This window comes from Euzebyales bacterium (genome assembly GCA_036374135.1).
GTDB lineage: Bacteria > Actinomycetota > Nitriliruptoria > Euzebyales > JAHELV01 > JAHELV01.
The window spans coordinates 111530-129204 of sequence record DASUUK010000113.1 but is presented as its reverse complement, the minus strand read 5'-3'; the positions used below and the strand labels follow the sequence as shown (position 1 = coordinate 129204).

Annotated in this window: 11 protein-coding genes; 6 read left to right on the top strand and 5 right to left on the bottom strand. The window is 71.1% G+C overall.

Going from position 1 to position 17675, the window contains the following annotated elements:
* Nucleotides 1-165 precede the first annotated feature (165 nt).
* Both VFZ70_18495 and VFZ70_18490 read left to right on the top strand, forming a co-directional pair.
* The gene (locus tag VFZ70_18495) at nt 166-2523 is read left to right on the top strand and encodes a 1-deoxy-D-xylulose-5-phosphate synthase N-terminal domain-containing protein (protein HEX6257805.1); all 2358 of its coding nucleotides are present in this window, start codon (nt 166-168) and stop codon (nt 2521-2523) included.
* 188 nt (nt 2524-2711) lie between these two features.
* Complete coding sequence (locus tag VFZ70_18490) at nt 2712-3593, top strand: class I SAM-dependent methyltransferase (GenBank protein HEX6257804.1); 882 nt, start codon at nt 2712-2714, stop codon at nt 3591-3593.
* 127 nt (nt 3594-3720) lie between these two features.
* Here VFZ70_18490 and topA read toward each other — a convergent pair whose 3' ends face one another.
* Together topA and VFZ70_18480 are read right to left on the bottom strand one after the other, a co-directional pair.
* Nucleotides 3721-6132, bottom strand: a complete 2412-nt coding sequence (topA, locus tag VFZ70_18485; GenBank protein ID HEX6257803.1) for a type I DNA topoisomerase — start codon at nt 6130-6132, stop codon at nt 3721-3723.
* Nucleotides 6133-6370: 238 nt separating this feature from the next.
* Nucleotides 6371-7327, bottom strand: coding sequence for an HD domain-containing protein (locus tag VFZ70_18480; GenBank protein ID HEX6257802.1), 957 nt, complete (start codon nt 7325-7327; stop codon nt 6371-6373).
* Between the two features lie 205 nt (nt 7328-7532).
* Between VFZ70_18480 and VFZ70_18475 the strand changes: the two genes are divergently transcribed.
* From VFZ70_18475 to VFZ70_18460, 4 genes are all read left to right on the top strand, one after another.
* The gene (locus tag VFZ70_18475; protein ID HEX6257801.1) at nt 7533-10616 is read left to right on the top strand and encodes an ATP-binding cassette domain-containing protein; all 3084 of its coding nucleotides are present in this window, start codon (nt 7533-7535) and stop codon (nt 10614-10616) included.
* Between the two features lie 2 nt (nt 10617-10618).
* Nucleotides 10619-13126: an FtsX-like permease family protein gene (locus VFZ70_18470; protein HEX6257800.1), complete on the top strand. Its 2508-nt coding sequence runs from the start codon at nt 10619-10621 to the stop codon at nt 13124-13126.
* Between the two features lie 296 nt (nt 13127-13422).
* A complete protein-coding gene (locus VFZ70_18465) occupies nt 13423-15534 on the top strand; it encodes a sodium-translocating pyrophosphatase (GenBank protein HEX6257799.1) in 2112 nt (703 codons plus the stop codon).
* Nucleotides 15535-15706: 172 nt separating this feature from the next.
* Complete coding sequence (locus VFZ70_18460; GenBank protein ID HEX6257798.1) at nt 15707-16012, top strand: hypothetical protein; 306 nt, start codon at nt 15707-15709, stop codon at nt 16010-16012.
* A 67-nt stretch (nt 16013-16079) separates the two neighbouring features.
* On the opposite strand, the gene VFZ70_18455 is transcribed toward VFZ70_18460, so the two are convergent.
* From VFZ70_18455 to VFZ70_18445, 3 genes are all read right to left on the bottom strand, one after another.
* Nucleotides 16080-16691 (bottom strand): class I SAM-dependent methyltransferase, encoded by a 612-nt coding sequence (locus VFZ70_18455; GenBank protein HEX6257797.1) that lies wholly within the window; start codon nt 16689-16691, stop codon nt 16080-16082.
* Nucleotides 16692-16779: 88 nt separating this feature from the next.
* Entirely contained in the window at nt 16780-17187 is a 408-nt protein-coding gene (locus VFZ70_18450; protein ID HEX6257796.1) for an ATP-binding protein, read from the bottom strand.
* Between the two features lie 20 nt (nt 17188-17207).
* Nucleotides 17208-17609 carry an STAS domain-containing protein gene (locus tag VFZ70_18445; protein HEX6257795.1) on the bottom strand — a complete coding sequence of 134 codons (402 nt, stop codon included), beginning with the start codon at nt 17607-17609 and terminating at the stop codon, nt 17208-17210.
* Between the last annotated feature and the right edge of the window lie 66 nt (nt 17610-17675).

Here is a 17675-nt window from a genome sequence, read left to right as displayed (position 1 = left end):
GCGCCGTCCCAGCAGCGTAGCGGCAGGCACGCATGTTCGTGCATGGCCCGCGCCCCGCTGGGCCGGCCAGTCCTCCCGGCCGCGGGCAGCTGGGGGCGTTGACGCCGCCGTGTGCTGTGTCCGATCATGGCGATCGCTGATGTCCAGGCGTGACAGGAGGGCTGCGTGACACGGGTCGACCTCCCCGACGACGCGGCGGTCGGCGCCGACGCGCACGTCGACGCCGACGTGCTCACACGCATCGAGCAACGCGTGCTGTGGCTGGCGGTGCGGATGGTCGACATCGCCAACACCGGCGACGCCGGTGGCATCAAGGTCGGCGGGCACCAGGCGTCGTCAGCGTCGATGGTCTCGCTGATGACCGCGCTGTGGTTCGGGCACCTGCGCCGCGACGACAAGGTCGCGGTCAAGCCGCACGCGTCACCCGTGTACCACGCGATCAAGTACCTCACGGGCGAGCTCGACCGCGCGTACCTGACCCGGCTGCGGCGGCGTGGCGGCCTGCAGGCGTACCCGTCGCGCACGAAGGACCCCGACGTCGCGGACTTCTCCACCGGCTCGGTCGGGCTCGGCGCTGTCGCCCCGCTGTTCTCGGCGGCCACCCGACGCTACGTGGACCGTCACTTCGGCGATAGACCCCCGGCGCGGTGCATCGCCACCGTCGGCGACGCCGAGCTCGACGAGGGCAACGTGTGGGAGGCGATCGCCGACCCGGTCACCGCGGGCCTCGGCAACGTCATGCTGATCGTCGACCTCAACCGTCAGAGCCTCGATCGGGTGGTGCCCGGGATCGCGTCGACCCGGCTGCAGCGCTTCTTCGCCGATGCCGGCTGGCACGTCGTCGAGGCGAAGTACGGACGCAGGCTGCAGGCGATGTTTGCCGAGCCGCACGGCGACGCGCTGCGCGCCCACATCGACGCCATGCCCAACGAGGCCTATCAGGCGTTGTTCGCCCACACCGGCGCCGCCCTGCGTGAGCGGGCGGCCGGCGCCGATCCCGCGGTGCGACGCCTGCTCGACGGCGTCGACGACGAGGCGCTGCCCGGCCTGCTCTTCAACCTCGGCGGGCACGACCACGACGAACTGCTCGCGACCTTCGCCGCGTGCGACGCCGAGGCGTCACGTCCGAGCATCGTGTTCGCGTACACGATCAAGGGCTGGGGCCTGCCCATCGCCGGCGACCCGCTGAACCACAGCCGACTGCTCACGTCCGACCAGATCGACGATCTGCGGGTGGCCAGTGGTCTGCCCGCCGACGACGAGTGGGCGCGGTTCGATCCCGACTCGCCCGAGGGTCGCCTGTGCGCCGCCGTCGGCGAGGAGCTCAACAACGTCCCCCCGCCGCCGCGGCCCAGCCTGCCGGTCCCGACCACGACGATGCGACGGGACGTGACCAAGCCGACCTCGACCCAGGAGGCGTTCGGACGCACGCTGACCGCGCTGGCCGACGACGCGGCGGTCGGACCGCGGCTGGTCACGGCGTCGCCCGACGTGTCGATCTCGACCAACCTGGGGTCGTGGATCAACAAGGCCGGGGTCTTCGCTCCTGCGCCGCTCGACGACCACGGCGGTGCGGACCGGCTGCTGCGGTGGGCACCAGGGCCGGACGGTCGTCACGTCGAGCTGGGCATCTCGGAGATGAACCTGTTCCTGTTGCTGTGCCAGCTCGGTCTCGCGCACGAGCATCACGGTGAGCTGCTGCTGCCGGTCGGCACCGTCTACGACCCGTTCGTGCTGCGCGGACTCGATGCGTTCGTCTACGCGCTGTACAGCGGTGCGCGGTTCGTGCTCGCGGGCACGCCGTCCGGTGTCACGCTGGCACCGGAGGGCGGAGCGCACCAGTCCACGATCACGGCCTCGGTCGGCGTGGAACTGCCGGGCGTCGCCTTCGCCGAACCGACGTACGCCGCCGAGGTCGACTGGCTGCTGTGCGATGGGCTCGGCCGCCTGACGGCGGCCGACGGCGAGAGCCTGTACCTGCGCCTGTCCACCCGCCCGATCGACCAGTCACCGTTCCACACCGCCCGACGGCGGATGGGCGACGACGGACTGCGCGCCGACGTGCTCGCCGGTGGCTACCGACTGATCACGCCGTCCAACGACGGACGACCCCGCGTCGACCTGGTCGCCAGCGGTGCGATCGTCCCGGACGTGCTCGCGGCCGCCACCGTGCTCGACGACGAGGGCGTCGACCCCGCGGTGACCGTGGTGACCAGCGCCGATCGCCTGTACCGCGGCTGGCAGGCCGGCCTGCGCTCCGCGGCCGCACACGCCACCGCCCGGGTGCCCCCAGCGCACCTGGGCGACCTGCTGGGCGGCGGCGACGTGCCGATCGTGTCCGCCCACGACGCGTCCGGACATGCGCTCGCATGGCTCGGCTCGGCGGTCGGCGCCCAGCAGATCCCCCTCGGCGTCGAACGATTCGGTGAGTCCGGCACCATCGCCGACCTGTACGACCTGGTGGGCATCAGCACCGATCACATCGTCAACGCCGCACTGCTCGCCATCGCCGGCGTCACCTGACGTCCCGCCTGCACCGCAGGCGTGGGTGGATCGACACCCGCCACACCATCGACCGCATCGACATCACCGGCGACGGCACGGTGTCCGGTCGCCCGATCCCCGACCTCCGCGCACGACGTTCGTACGTGGCAGGCTGCAGGGACGCTGCGCCGTCCACGGGCGCATCACGACGGCGGGACAGCACCACCATGACATCAGCACCGCGGCCGGCGCCCCGGCCCGGCGGCCTCGACGCCGCGCTCGGCGGCGTGCGCGGAGCCATGGCGACGCTCGATCAGTACCGCACGGCGCATGGGACCAACGCCGAGGGCGGGGACCCGGCGCACCATGCCAGCCCGGATCTGCTCGTGCGGCACACCATGAACTACGTTCTCGCCGCCGACATCGCCCAGCACGTGCGCGTCGACGGTCCCGTGCTCGACGTCGGCAGTGGTGTCGGTGTCTTCTCGTCGTGGCTGGCGCGACAGTTGCGGCGTCCGGCGCACCTCGTCGACCACGATCCCTCCGTGCTGCAACTCGCGCACCGGTCGTTCGCCGACGTCGCCGCCCACACCGACATCGCCGACGCCCCGAAGGCCGCGGTGGTCACGGCGATGGAGGTCCTGGAGCACATCCGCTACGCCGACCAGCTCAACTTCGTCCGTGGCCTGCTCGACCACGCCGTCCCGGGTGGCGTCGTGATCTGCTCCACACCCGACGAGCGCGGCTACCTCGGTGGGTGGTCGGGCTATGCCCCGCACATCGGGACGCTGGACGCCGTGAGCCTGCGCACCCTGCTGCACAACGCCGGCGGGCTGCCGGTCGACGTGTGGCGCATCGACGGGCCGGGCTTCCGCCTGGGCCGCCTGCAGCGCGTCGGCGAACCGATCGCCAACCGCGTGTGGGCGACGGTGCAGTCGCGTCTGCCCGGTGTGACCCACCGCCTGGCCGGTGTCGTGGGACGACGCCGTCGCGGCGGCGCGGACGCGTTCGACCCGGGCCCACCGGACGACGCGTTCACGGTCACCCTCGCCACTTCCGACGGCGCCGGCACGGGCCTGCTGGCGGCGGTGCACATCCCCGACACGTAGCACCGATGAGCCTGCGGCACGGGCGGGCGACGCACGGCGGCGCGGACAGGGCCGCAAGGGCCGCACAGGTCGAGGCAGGCGCGCGACGGCGAGGGCCGCCGCGGTCGAGGCGCGCGGGCGCCCCGGCTCAGGCCGCCGCGGACTCGTCCCGGCCGGGCACGACCTCGGTCGTTCCGACGCGCGGTGGATCGGCGTCGACCGGCGTCTTCTCGCCGCAGTGCGCGCACGTGCCGACCGGGTTCTTGGCGTTCTTGCGTGGCGGCTTCAGTGGGCCACCGCAGTTCGGACACGGCTGGGCCAGCGGGGTCGTCCACATCGCGAAGTCGCAGTCCGGGTACCGGTTGCAGCCGTAGAACGGCTTGCCGTGCCGGCTGCGCCGTTCGGTGAGCTGCCCCATCCCGCACTTCGGGCAGTCGAAGCCGATGTGCATTTCGACGTTGACGATGCCCTTGCACTTCGGGTAGTCCTGGCAGCCGTAGAAGGGCCCGTACCGCCCCTCGCGACGGATCATCGCCTTGCCGCACTCGGGACAGCGCACGCTCTCGTCGGGCTGCAGCTCCTCGATCGTCGTCACGTTGCCCTCGGCGTCGAGCGGCAGCGTGCCGTCGCACTCGGGCCACCGGCTGCACGACGCGAACCACTGGCGCGACTTGCCGCTGAACACCTTCTCCATCGGCGCGTCGCACGTGGGGCACGTCGCGCCGTCCAACGGCAGGCGCGGGCGCTCCGGCTTGCGGTCGGCGATCCACTCGTCGACCTCGCCCAGGAATTCACGCACCATGGGGCCCCACGCCTGGCTGCCGGCCGCGATCTCGTCCAGCTCGTCCTCCATGCGCGCGGTGAAGCTGGTGTCGACGACCTCGGCGAAGTGCTGCTTGAGGTAGGCGGTCACGACCTCGCCGAGCGCGGTCGGGAAGAACCGGCGCGACTCGAGCCGCACGTACTCGCGGTTGAGCAGCGTCTGGATGATCGAGGCGTACGTCGACGGCCGACCGATACCCTCCGACTCCAGCGCCTTGACCAGGCTGGATCCCGTGTAGCGCGACGGCGGGGATGTGAAGTGCTGCTCACCGCGGACGTCGACCAGGGCCAGCGTCTGCCCGTCGACCAGGTCGGGCAGGGATGCAGTGACCTCGTCGACCGTGCCGTCGTCGGTGCCCTCGACGTAGACGGCGATGAAGCCGTCGAACTTGAGGATGCGTCCGGTGACCCGGTACGTCAGCTCCGTTGCTTTCCCGCCGGTGGGGGTGGCGGTGCCCACGATGTCGGCGCGCACCGAGTCGTAGACCGCCGGCGCCATCTGGGTGGCGACGGTGCGCTTCCAGATCAGTTCGTACAGTGCGGCCTGGTCACGGTCGAGGTGACGCGCGACCCGCGTCGGGCGGCGCATGGCGCTCGTCGGGCGGATCGCCTCGTGCGCCTCTTGGGCGTTCCTGCTGCTGCGCGAGTACCGCCTCGGCCTGTCCAGCGAATAGCGTTCGCCGTAGTCGGTTCGCACCAGCTCCGACAGCTCGCCGAGCGCCGTGTTGGACAGGTTCGTCGAGTCGGTACGCATGTATGAGATGAGTCCGGTCGGACCCTCGTCGCCGAGTGCGATGCCCTCGTACAGCTGCTGGGCGATCCGCATGGTCCGCCCGGGCGCGAAGCCCAGCTTGCGCTCCGCCTCCTGCTGCAGCGTCGACGTGGTGAACGGCGGCGCGGGATTCTTCCTGGTCTCGCGCCGCGTGACGTCCGTGACCGTCCACCCGTCGACCGCGCGGCTCAGGCCCTCGAGACGCCGGGCCTCGTCGACGTCGCGGATGACATGCAGCTTCGCGGTCCGATTGCCGCCGCGGAGGTCCGGGGACGCGTCCTTGTCGATGGCCTCGTCGTACTTCTTGGGGTCGGTGATCCGTTGGTCGTCGACGCTGTAGAGCTCCGACGCGAACGCGGTGCCGTCGCGGTCGAAGTCACCGTGCAGGCTCCAGTACTCCTGCGCGACGAAGCGGCGGATCTCGTCCTCGCGGTCGACGATCATGCGCAGCGCGACCGACTGGACGCGGCCGGCTGAGATGCCGCTCGCGACGTTGCGCCACAGCGTGGGCGACACGCGGTACCCGACGATGCGGTCGACCGCGCGGCGTGCCTGCTGGGCATCGACCAGGTGCTGGTCGATGCGGCGCGGCTGGTCGAAGGCCGCGAGCACGGCATCCCTCGTGATCTCGCTGAACACCACGCGGTTCTCGGTCGCGGTGTCGATGTCGGCGACCTCGGCCACGTGCCAGGCGATCGCCTCGCCCTCACGATCGAGGTCGGTCGCGAGGAACACGTGGTCGGCGGCCTTCGCAGCCCTTCGGATCGACGTCACGACCTTCGACGAGCCCTTCGGGACCTCGTAGCGCAGGGAGACGTCTTCGGCGGACGTGTCGACGGCGAAGTCGCTGCGCGGCAGGTCACGGATGTGCCCGACCGACGCCAACACCTTGTAGTTGCCGCCGAGGTACTTCTCGATCGTCTTCGCCTTCGCCGGCGACTCGACGATCACCAGGTTCTTCGCCAAGAGCTCTCCAGATCTGCACTGCGCGCTGCTTCTCAGAACTACCGCGGACCCTCCGACACGGCGATCCGTGTGTGGCACGGCCGCACCATGTCGACGCCGGACCGACGTCACACCCTCGGTGACGCCCACTGTTGCCCCGCGTCCCTACCACTCCTACACGCCATGGCGAGCGTCGCACAACCCCGCTGTCCACAGCGCCCCACCGCCAGCGCCCCGCCGAGGGGCGGCGCGCACCGGCTCAGGAGTCGACCCTCGCGATGGTGGGAACCGGACCGATGCACCGCTCGTACGTGGTCAGGGCGTACCGGTCGGTCATGCCGGCGACGTAGTCGGCCACCTGCCGCAACCGGTCCGCATCGTGTTCACGATACGTGTCCGGGATCTGTTCCGGGTAGTCCAGGTGGTACTCGATCAGCTGGCGGGTGACGGTGGTCGCCGCCAGTTTGTGCTCGGCGAGCCGCTCACTGAGGTAGACCCGCTCGAACATGAACGTCCGCAGACGCTGCATCATTCCCGCCATCTCAGGATCCATCGCCAGTTCGTCCGTGGCGACCGTGTGATCGACGATAGCCCGGAGCAGTTGACCGATCCACGCGCCGCTCGGCGCACCGAGGCGCTCCACCACCTCGCGCGGCAGCTCATCGATCGTCAGGAAGCCGGCGCGGACAGCGTCACGGGCGTCGTGCGTGAGGTACGCGATGCGGTCGCCCCACCGCACGCAGGCGCCCTCGGCCGTCGCCGGGCCCGGTGTGACGCGCCACGTGTGCGCCCGGATGCCGTCGCGGACCTCCCACGTGAGGTTCGCAGGCTCGAGGACATCGAAGATCCGGACCCCCTGGGCGCCGTGCTGCCAGCCCGGGATCACCTCGGCGAGCACGTCCTCGCCCGCGTGACCGAACGGCGTGTGCCCCACGTCGTGGCCCAGCGCGATCGCCTCGGCGAGCGGCTCGTTGAGTCCGAGGGTGACCGCCAGCGCGCGCGTCACCTGGGTCACCTGGAGGGCATGGGTCATGCGCGTGACGTAGTGGTCACCATCGGGGTCGATGAACACCTGCGTCTTATGCTTGAGCCGGCGGAACGCCTTGGAGTGAAGGATCCGGTCACGATCCACCTCGAAGCAGGTGCGGTCGGGATCCTCCTCCTCGGAGCGCGGACGGCCGCGGGACGCGCACGACCGGGTGGCCGCCGGCGCCAACTGTCGTTCCTGTACCTGTCGGATCGACCGATCACGGTACCTGTACTGAGCGGGCATGATGGTCAGAGCCTAAGCCGATCGCCGGCAGGTCCGCGTCCGTCAGGGTCGACGACGCGCCGCCGGCCGACCCGTGTGGAGCGTACGGGAGCACTCCACGCACCGCCGTCGCACCATGCCGACACGACACAGGAGGCGGGTCGCGCTCATGGTCCTACGTGCAGACGCCGACGACCGTCGCGACGTCGATGGGGCGAGCGCGTGCCACGCGGAGGCGCTGAGCAAGGTGTACGGCACGGACGACACAGCGGTCCACGCACTGCGTGACGTCACCCTCGACATCCCCCGTCGCTCCTTCACCGCCATCATGGGTCCGTCAGGCTCGGGCAAGTCGACCCTGCTGCACTGCCTCGCCGCGCTCGACACGCCGACGTCGGGCCGGGTGTTCCTGGGCGACACCGAGCTGACCGCGCTGAGCCGACGCCGGCAGGCCCGGGTCCGACGCGACCGCATCGGCTTCGTGTTCCAGGCCTACAACCTGGTGCCGACCCTCGACGCGTTGGAGAACATCACGCTGCCGCAGCTGCTGGCCGGACGGTCGCCCGACCACGAGTGGCTGGACCACGTGATCAGTCGGATGGGGCTCGGCGACCGGATCCACCACCGCCCCGACGAGCTGTCCGGGGGTCAGCAGCAGCGCATCGCGTTGGCGCGGGCCCTGGCCGGACGACCCGAGGTCATCTTCGCCGACGAGCCGACAGGCAACCTCGACACCACGACCAGCGGCGAGATGCTTACACTCCTCAGGGACGCCGTCGATCAGTTCGAACAGACGGTGGTGACGGTCACACACGATCCGTCGGTCGCCAGGTACGCCGATCAGATCCTGCAGTTCTCGGACGGCAGGGTCGTCGACCGCCACGATCGGCGGGCCGTCGGAGAGGGGTCCGACCCCCACCATGACAGCGATGTCGCCGGTTCCGGCGGCCCGGATCACCGCGGCCCGGCCGACACACCACCACGACCAGATGGGCAGCACACCATGCGCAGTCGAAGGAGACGACAGCCGGGCGAGCCGAACCCAGGCCGTCCGATGGTGGGATCCGATGACGAGGTCGAGGTCGCCCGCCAGGAACGTTGGCTGCAGCGCATCAGGGAGCAGTTCGAGGCCGAGCAGGACAGTGACGCGGCGTTCGACCAAGGTCCGCGCGACGCTGGTGCGCAGTGGGACGACCCGCCGATCGAACAGCCGGTGACGCGCCGACCGGCCGACAACGCGGCTCGCCGCCGACCGCAGCACGATCCTGAACCGCACCCGGCCGACCGCAGCCACGAGGCGTCGTTCTGGCAGGAGCAACAAGCCCGTGCAGAGGACGACCGTCTCCGAGCCGAGACTGACGACGCGGACGGCCACGACACACGACGCCGCTTCCGAACTCCGCCGCCACCGACGCCGGCGCCACACCAGGTGAACGGCGCCGCCACGAACGGCCATCACCGACACGCGGTCGAGTGGAACCGGGACCACGATCCGGCGGCCCGAGACGGCAGCCGCGCCACATGGAACGACCGCGATGACGACCCGGCGCGGTCCACCCGCAACGGCACGTGGGGTGCGACCGACCACCCCGTCGCGCCGACTGACGGTGACTGGTTGCCTGCGATGCGGTCGTGGGTCGACGACCGGTACGCCGACGCCGTTCCGGCTGACGCCCACAGCGACCGCGCGCCCAGCAGGGGGCACCGGACGGACGGCCACCCCCGCACACACGACCACGAGGATCTGCCGGGCGCCCACCAGCACCAGACCGACACGTACGACGCACCGGCCGACGCCCACCAGCACCACGCCGACGGCTACCGCGAGCCCGCCGACACCCACCAGCACCACGCCGACAGCTACCGCCGCGGGGGTCCCCCCGACGGGTACGGGCGGTACGCCGACCCAGACCGGCGGTGGGCCGGCCATGACCACGACCCCGAGGACACGTACCGAGACGTCAGCCACGACGATCCGGACGCCGCGCACCACCCCACCCCGCATGGGGCGTCGGACCAGGTCGACGCACCGTGGTCGCGACCAGAGACCGACCCGCTGACCTCGACGGCACGGATCGGATCGACGGCCGCTGGGCCCGATCACGACTCGGCCGACCCGTGGGCTCCGCCGGACGCGCGGAAGGCCGAGGAGTACCGCACCGAGCAGGGCGCGGTCCGGCGCGGTAGCAACTTGTCCCACGACAGCGGAGATCTGTGGGCCACCGCGCGGTTCGATCGGGACGTGGTGCAGGCTGCGGCGTCCACGCCCGAGGAGGCGGACACGGTCGAGGACGTGCCGTCGGCCGCCGTCGACCGGTCCGCCGAACCGGTCGACGACCCGGCCGTCGCAGCGATCGATGACGATCTCGCCGAACCGACCCACGAGGCGGCCCCGGCACTCGCGGACCACCCCGCCGAACCGACCCACGAGGCGCCGCCCGCCCTCGCCGCGCCGTCGTACGGCCCGTCGGCCCAACAGGCCGGTCCGGGCGACGACGACTCCACCGACCGGCCCGACCGGGCGATCCACGAGCCGGCAACGCACGACCTCGGCGACGACTCCGTGGGTCCGATCGACGAGCCGACCACTGGCGGGGACGCCGCGCCGGCCGCGCCCGGGGTCACCCCCGCGGGCGACGACAGCGATCAGTGGGGTTCCGCCTGGGACGGTGACGCGGACCCGGCACTCGACGAGGTGTGGATGCCGACGTTCGGGCACGCGTCGCAGTCCGTGGGATCCGGGACGCACGTCGCCGACAGCGCCGCGCCTGTCGACGACGAGGACGGCGCCGGGTGGCCACGGCACGCGGCGATGCAGTCACGCGATCCGCACGACGACGCTGGCCTGCCCCACGATCGGGAGCCGCAGGACACGTGGCGATCGGACGCGCACGCGCCGGATGTCAACCGGACGGCCGACCATCGATGGGCCGTTGACCACGGTGTCGTTGATGACGCCGACGACGCCCCCGCCCCCGCCGACGACGTCGCGCCGGTGCGGCCGCGGGCGGCGGGCGACGGGGGGGAGCCTCGCGTCGAACGGTCCGCCGAGCCGGTGGACGAACCGCCGGTCCCTGCTCCCCTGGCGTCCCTGCGCAACACGCGTCGCGCCGACGGGGCCGACGATGCGCGGGCGGCACTCGAGTCGCTCCAGCAGCAACTCGACCGCCTGTCGGGTCGCGCCGGGCGGCGCGGCGGTCCGCGCCCGCGACCCGGGACGCCCCGCGGCACGAATCGACGCCCGCCGGGCTGATCATGTGGCGGATCGCCTGGGGCAGCGTGCGCGGACACCTGCTGCGCACCGTCGCCACCGCGGTGTCGGTCGTGTTCGGGGTCGCCTTCGTGACCGGGACGTTCGTCTTCACCGACACGGTCCGCGACGCCTTCGAAGCGTTGTTCGGCTCGACCGTCGAAGGTGCCGATCTGATCGTGTCGTCGGCGGCAGGGGCCGACAGCGGCCAGCGCGGCGTGCCGTCGCAGATGGCCGAGCAGATCTCCGAGGTGCCCGGGGTCGCCGAAGCTGAGCCCCGCTACCGCGGCCTGGCCAGGCTCGCCCGCGACGACGGCGCCTTCCTGGGCGGCTTCGGGGCGGTCACGCAGGGCATCGACGCGACGACCATGCCGGGGGCACTCGACCTGCGGGACGGAAGGATGCCGTCGGCGGACGACGAGATCGCCATCGACGCCGCAAGCGCCGACGAGCTCGGGCGAGCCGTCGACGACGAGACCGGCGTCCTGCTCGACGGAGCGGTCGAGACGTATCGGATCACGGGCCTGATCGATCCGCCGGCGGCCGTCCGCGACCTGGCGGGATCCACCACCGTGGTGTTCAGCGACGCCGCGGCCGAGCGGCTGTACGGGACTGACGGCGCGACATACATCGCCGTTCGGAGCGACGATGGCGACCTCGCGGCGTTGGGCGACGCACTGACCAGGCAGCTCGGATCCGGCGTGGAGGTGCTGACCGTCGACGAGCTCGTCACCGACTCCGTCGCGCAGGTCGGTGACTTCCTGAGCTTCCTGACGCGGGGCCTGCTCGTCTTCGCCGGTGCCGCCCTGCTGGTCGGCGCGATCATCATCTTCAACACGTTCGGCATCACCGTCGCACAGCGCACACGCGAGCTGGCGCTGATGCAGGCGGTCGGCGCCGATGGCCGGCAGGTGCTGAGCGCCGTGCTCGCCGAGGCCGCACTCATCGGGGTCATCGGGTCTGTCCTGGGGGTTGGTGTCGGCATCGGCACCGCGATCGGCCTGCGGGAACTGCTGGCGTTCGTCGCTCAGCCGCTGCCGGCCACCGGCCTGGTCGTCGCGCCACGCACCGCCGTGATCGCGTTCGCCATCGGCATCGCCGTGACGATCCTGGCCGCGCTCGCGCCAGCGCTGCGGGCGTCCCGCCGCGCGCCCGTGGACGCCATGCGCAGCGCCTCGGCCGGTGCCCGCACCGTGATCTCGACCGCGCGGCTGACCGTTGGGATGCTTGTCGGGGGACTGTCCGCATCGCTGCTGATCGGCACCGGGCTCGAGCGGGGAAGCCTCGTCACGTTCGCCGTCGGTGCGGCGGCGCTCACGCTTGCGGTCATACTGCTGTCACCGTTGGTGGCGGGGCCGCTGACGGCGATGATCGGGATGCCGGTCCGCGCACTCCGCCGCCTGCCGGGGCTGCTCGCACGGGCGAACGCGGTCCGCAACCCGGGCAGGACCGCCGCCACCGCGTCCGCCCTGCTGATCGGACTGGGCCTCGTCACGTTCGTGTTGATCCTGGTCTCGTCGTTCAGAGCGTCACTGGATCGGGTGATCGTCGAGCAGTTCCGCGCCGACTACCAGTTGCAGGCCGTGGATCAGATCGGGTTCCCGCATGCGGTCACCGAGCGTGCGCGGGAGATCGACGGAGTCGACGTTGCCAGCGCGGCCGGGGTGACCCGCGCCGATGTCGACGGCGCGGCCCGCACGACGTTCGTCATCGACAGCGTCACGTTGCCCGACGTCTACGACGTCACCGTCGTGGACGGCAGGCTGGACGGCCTGGCCGACGGTGGCATCGCGGTTTCGCGCACGCTGGGCATCCCGCTGGGCGCCCAGGTCGCCGTCCGGATCGACGGTGCGGGCGCGGCGGCACGGCCCGTCGTCGCGCTCACCGACGATGTCCACCTCCCGGGCACCACACGCGTCGCGCGGGTCCTGATCGACGCGTCGGTGACCGAGGGCGCGACGGAGCGGCAGGATCTCGTGACCTTCGTGAAGGTCGCGCCCTCGGCCGATGTCGCAGCGGTGCGCGCCGCCCTGGATGACGTCGTCACCGACCGGCCCGATGTGCGGGTCGCGGACACCGGCGAGCTGCGTGCGCAGGTTCGCGAACAGACCGACCGGCTGCTCGGCCTGGTGATCGGCCTGGTCCTGCTGTCGGTCATCATCTCGTTCGTCGGCGTCGTGAACGCACTGGGGCTGTCCGTCGTCGAACGCAGCGGAGAGCTCGGCCTGCTCCAGGCGTTGGGCATGTCGCGGCGGCAGGCCCGGCAGATGGTGCGGTGGGAGTCGGTCATCATCACCGTGCTCGGGTCGGTGGTCGGCCTCGGGCTGGGGACGGTGTTCGGCTGGCTTGGTGTGCGCGTGCTGCGCGACGAGGGGCTGACCACCTTCTCGCTGCCTACGCTCCAGCTCGCGATCGCGGTCGGGGTGATGCTTGTGGCCGGCGTCGTGGCGTCGGTGGTCCCGGCACGGCGCGCCAGCCACGTCGACGTGCTGCGCGCCGTCACCCTGGACTGAGCGGCACCGACGAGCGCCGGTCGACAGGTGCCGCACCGGCAGGCTGTCACATTGCGGGCAGGGACGGGTTCCCTATACTCGGCGGGGTTCCACGACAGCCTGATCCGCCGGAACCGGGCCGCGGAACGCCCACACCATGCGGAGCCCGGCGCCACGATCCACGTGGACGTCCTGCTCCGCCATACAACGTTCCAGGGCGCACGGTCGCCCCCGCGCACGCTTCTCCGGCGCGTACCACGCGCGACGTGGCCACTCGGCGGGCGAGCGCCGAGTCCCCGAGAGGAGAACCAGGCCCGATGACTGTCACCCCTGTGGTGAGCGTGCTGACCGCCCTCTGCGGTCTCGCACTCGCCGGCTACTTCTACAACGTCGTGAAGGCGGCCGATCCCGGCAACGACCGGATGGTCGAGCTGATGAACGCGATCCAGGAGGGCGCTCGCGCGTTCCTGCGCCGTGAGTACCGCTGGATCGCGATCTTCGTCGTCGCGATGACGGTCCTCATCTTCGTCTTCCTCGACTACGGCCGACCCTGGGGGGCCATCGCCTACCTGTTCGGCGCCGTCCTGTCGGGACTCGCCGGGTTCATCGGCATGACGGTCGCGACCATGGCGAACGCCCGCACCACGCAGGCCGCGCGAACCGGGCCGCAGCTGGCACTGCCCCTGGCGTTCCGTGGCGGCGCGGTCATGGGCTTCTCGGTCGCCGGCCTCGCGCTGCTCGGACTTGGCGTCGGCTACCTGTTCTTCGTCGACTGGCTCCAGGTCGATCAGCCGTTCCAGGTGCTGACGGCCTTCGGCCTGGGTGCGAGCTCGATCGCGTTGTTCGCCCGCATCGGCGGCGGCATCTACACCAAGGCCGCCGACATGGGCGCGGACCTGGTCGGCAAGGTCGAGGCCGGCATCCCCGAGGACGACCCACGCAACCCTGCAACGATCGCCGACAACGTCGGCGACAACGTCGGTGACGTCGCCGGCATGGGCGCGGACCTGTTCGAGAGCTACGCGGGGTCGATCATCGCGCCGATCGCGCTGGCCGCGTTCGCGTTCGCCAACACCGGCGAGTTCCAGTCGCGCGCGCTGCTGTTCCCGCTGGCGATCGGCGCCCTCGGGATGATCGCATCCATCATCGGCGCCTTCCTCGTCAAGGCGTCGCCCGACGCCAGCGGCCGGCAGCTCGCCCATGCCCTGCACCGTGGGTCCAACGTCGCCCTCGGGCTGACCGTCGTGCTCTCGTTCGTGTTCGGCTTCGTGTTCTTCAACGGCGTCGAGGGCGTCGACAACTGGTGGGGCTTCCCGGTCGCGGTGACGGCGGGCCTGCTGGTCGGGACGGCGATCGGCTTCGTCAGCGAGTACTACACGTCGGACCACTACGGTCCGGTCAAGAACATCGCGCACGCGAGCGAGACGGGCGCCGCGACGAACATCGTGAGCGGGATCTCGTCGGGGATGCAGTCGGTCGCCGGCGCCGTGATCCTGATCGTCATCGCCGTCGGGGTGTCGTTCTACGCCGGTGAGCAGGCACTGCCCGGCGTCGACAACACCGGCGTCTACGGCATCGCGCTCGCCGCGATCGGCATGCTGGCCACCACCGGCGTGGTCGTGTCGGTCGACGCCTACGGTCCCATCGCCGACAACGCCGGCGGCATCGCCGAGATGGCCGAGCTGCCGCCAGAGGTCCGCGCGGTCACCGACGAGCTCGACTCGCTCGGCAACACCACCGCCGCCGTTGCGAAGGGCTTCGCGATCGGATCGGCCGCCGTCACCGCGCTCGCGCTGTTCAAGGCGTTCGAGCAGGCGATCCTCAGCGCCGGCGGAAGCATCTCGCTCGACATCGGCACGGTCGACGTGTTCGCCGGGCTGTTCATCGGCGCGATGCTGCCGTTCCTGTTCGCCGCCCTGACCATGCAGGCCGTCGGACGTGCCGCGAACAAGATGATCGAGGAGGTCCGCCGCCAGTTCAACGAGGTGCCGGGGCTGCGCGAGTCGTTGTCGGCTGGTCCAGGGGCCGTCGGCACCAAGACCGCCGTCAAGCCCGACTACGCGCGCTGCATCGACATCTCCACCGAGGCGTCGCTGCGCGAGATGGTCCTGCCCGGCGCGCTCGCCGTCATCATCCCGCTGGTCATCGGCCTCATCTCGACCGACGCGCTCGGCGGCTTCCTGGCAGGTGCCCTGGTCACCGGCTTCGCACTGGCGATCTTCATGGCCAACGCGGGCGGCGCCTGGGACAACGCCAAGAAGTACATCGAGGCCGGCCATCACGGCGGCAAGGGCTCGGAGCCGCACAAGGCGGCCGTCGTCGGCGATACCGTCGGCGACCCGTTCAAGGACACGTCCGGACCGGCGATGAACATCCTCATCAAGGTCATGACGATCGTGTCGCTGATCTTCGCCACGGCCTTCGTGTAGGAGCTGGCGCCGCACACTGTGCGGCCGGCCAGGTTGGACGGAACCCGCCTGCGTGGCGGGTTCTGTCGTGTCGGATCGGCCAATGTGGCGCACCCCGCCCGTGATGCACGATGCTTCTGCCGGCGGCCACGGACGCCGGTGTGACATCCGCAGCCGGGGGCACGGAGCACCGATGGCCACAGATCAGCGCAGCGACGCATTCCAGCTGTTCCGACAGGAGCAGGCGCCACTTCTCTTCGACCTGGCACTGCGCCACAGCGGTGACCACGTGACCGCGAGCGCCTGCGTCGACGCCGTCTTCTCCGAGCTCTCCGGGCACTGGAGCGACATCGACGACCCGCTGCGCTTCATCCGGCGGGCAGCCGTCCTGTTCGTCTGCCGCGCCCACAGGCGGGCGCTACGCCACGTCGTTCGGCGCCGGCGGGCGCCCGGGACGCGCGCCGTCGACCGCTGGTCCGCACGGACCGCTGTCGTCTAGCGACCGTGACGGCCTGCTGGACCCCACCGTCCGCGGGCGGCCACGGAGACGGTCGCGCGGGTTGTGCCTAGCACCGTCCCCAGCCGTACACCCAGGTGACCTCGGCCCGGCCCAGCGGATCTGGACGCTCCTGGATCTCGACCTGCTGGTAGCCCTGGTCGAGCAGCAGCGCCTTCAGTTCGTCGCCCGTCACGGTGGTCACGTGCACGGGACCGAGCTCCGGCTCGTCGACGAGCTGCAGGTCATCACGTCCCTCACGGAACGACACGAAGATCGGGCCCTTGCCGTGCACGCGGCGCAGTTCGCCCAGCGCCGCGCGCATCTCCCGACGTGGCAGGTGCTGCAGCGCCGCCGCCGCCCACACCCCTTCGAACACGTCATCGGCGAACGGCAACCGGCGGAGGTCCCAGCGCGCGAGCGGCCGTTTCGGGAACAGCATGTGCCCGATCCGCATCAGTGCCTCGCTGCGATCGCCCGCGAAGACGACCAGCCCCTGGTCGCGCAGCACACGCACGTCGAGCGCGGGGCCACAGGCCACGTCGATCACGCGGGCGTTGCGCCCCGCGAGGGTGCCGAACGTGCGCACCGCGTCGAGGGGCCGGCGCTCCTTCCACAGTTCGTGGTAGCGCTCGGCCGCACGGTCGTACGCCGCGATGCTCTCCTGGGTTCGCGGATCCACGCCATCCACCAGTCTGTGGGGATCAGTCCGAAGCGTCGATGATGCCAACTCATCGCACGGACCGCGACCGGCCCGTGGACAGCGTGCGCTAACCGACGCCGACCACGAAGCGCACGCGCATCGTGTCACCGTCGGGCTCGAAGCCGAACTCGTCGGTCAACCCCTCGATGAGGGTGAAGCCCAGCTTGGGGTCGAGCAGGTCGAGCAGGTCGAGCCGCATCGAGTCCTCGGCGTCGGCGGCCACGGCCGGCTCATCCAGCCCGACCACGGTGACCTCGAACCCCGCGTCCGTCACGCCGAAGTGCAGGGTGATGTGATCGGTCGCGCCCTCGGCACCCCTGCCGACGGTGGCCACTGCCAGTGCCTCGGCCACCGCGATCTTGACGTCCTCGACCCGATCCTGTGCGACCCCCGCCAGGCGCGCGCCATGCGCCACCACGAGCCGGGCCAGCCCGACGAAGGCGGGATCCCGGGGAATGCGCAGCTCGGCGCGCATGGGCGCGCTCGGGTCGACCGCTACGACAGCGCCTCCTCGAGGGTGTCGTGGATCGGGAAGACCTTCGTCAGTCCGGTGATGCGGAAGATCTTCAGGATCCGCTCCTGGTTGCACACGAGCTCGAGCGAGCCGTTGTGGGACCGCACCCGCTTGAGGCCACCGACGAGCACACCGAGACCGGTCGAGTCGAGGAACTCGACCTTCGTCATGTCGACGATGATGTCGTAGTGCCCGTCGCTGACGAGCTCCACGAGCTTCTCCCGCAGCTTGGGGGCGGTGTAGACATCGACCTCACCGGCGACGTCGAGGACGGTCTTGTCGCCCTCGGTACGGTGTTCAAGCGTCAACTCCACGTCGTACCCCTTGGTTGTTTCGAGCCGGGACGTGAGAAAGTCGTCCGGCGAGCGCTGTGTGGCGGGCACGAACCGCCGCGCCTTCTGCTGTGGTGGTCTATCCGCGCGCGAAGGGGCACAAACTTCGTGGGGCCT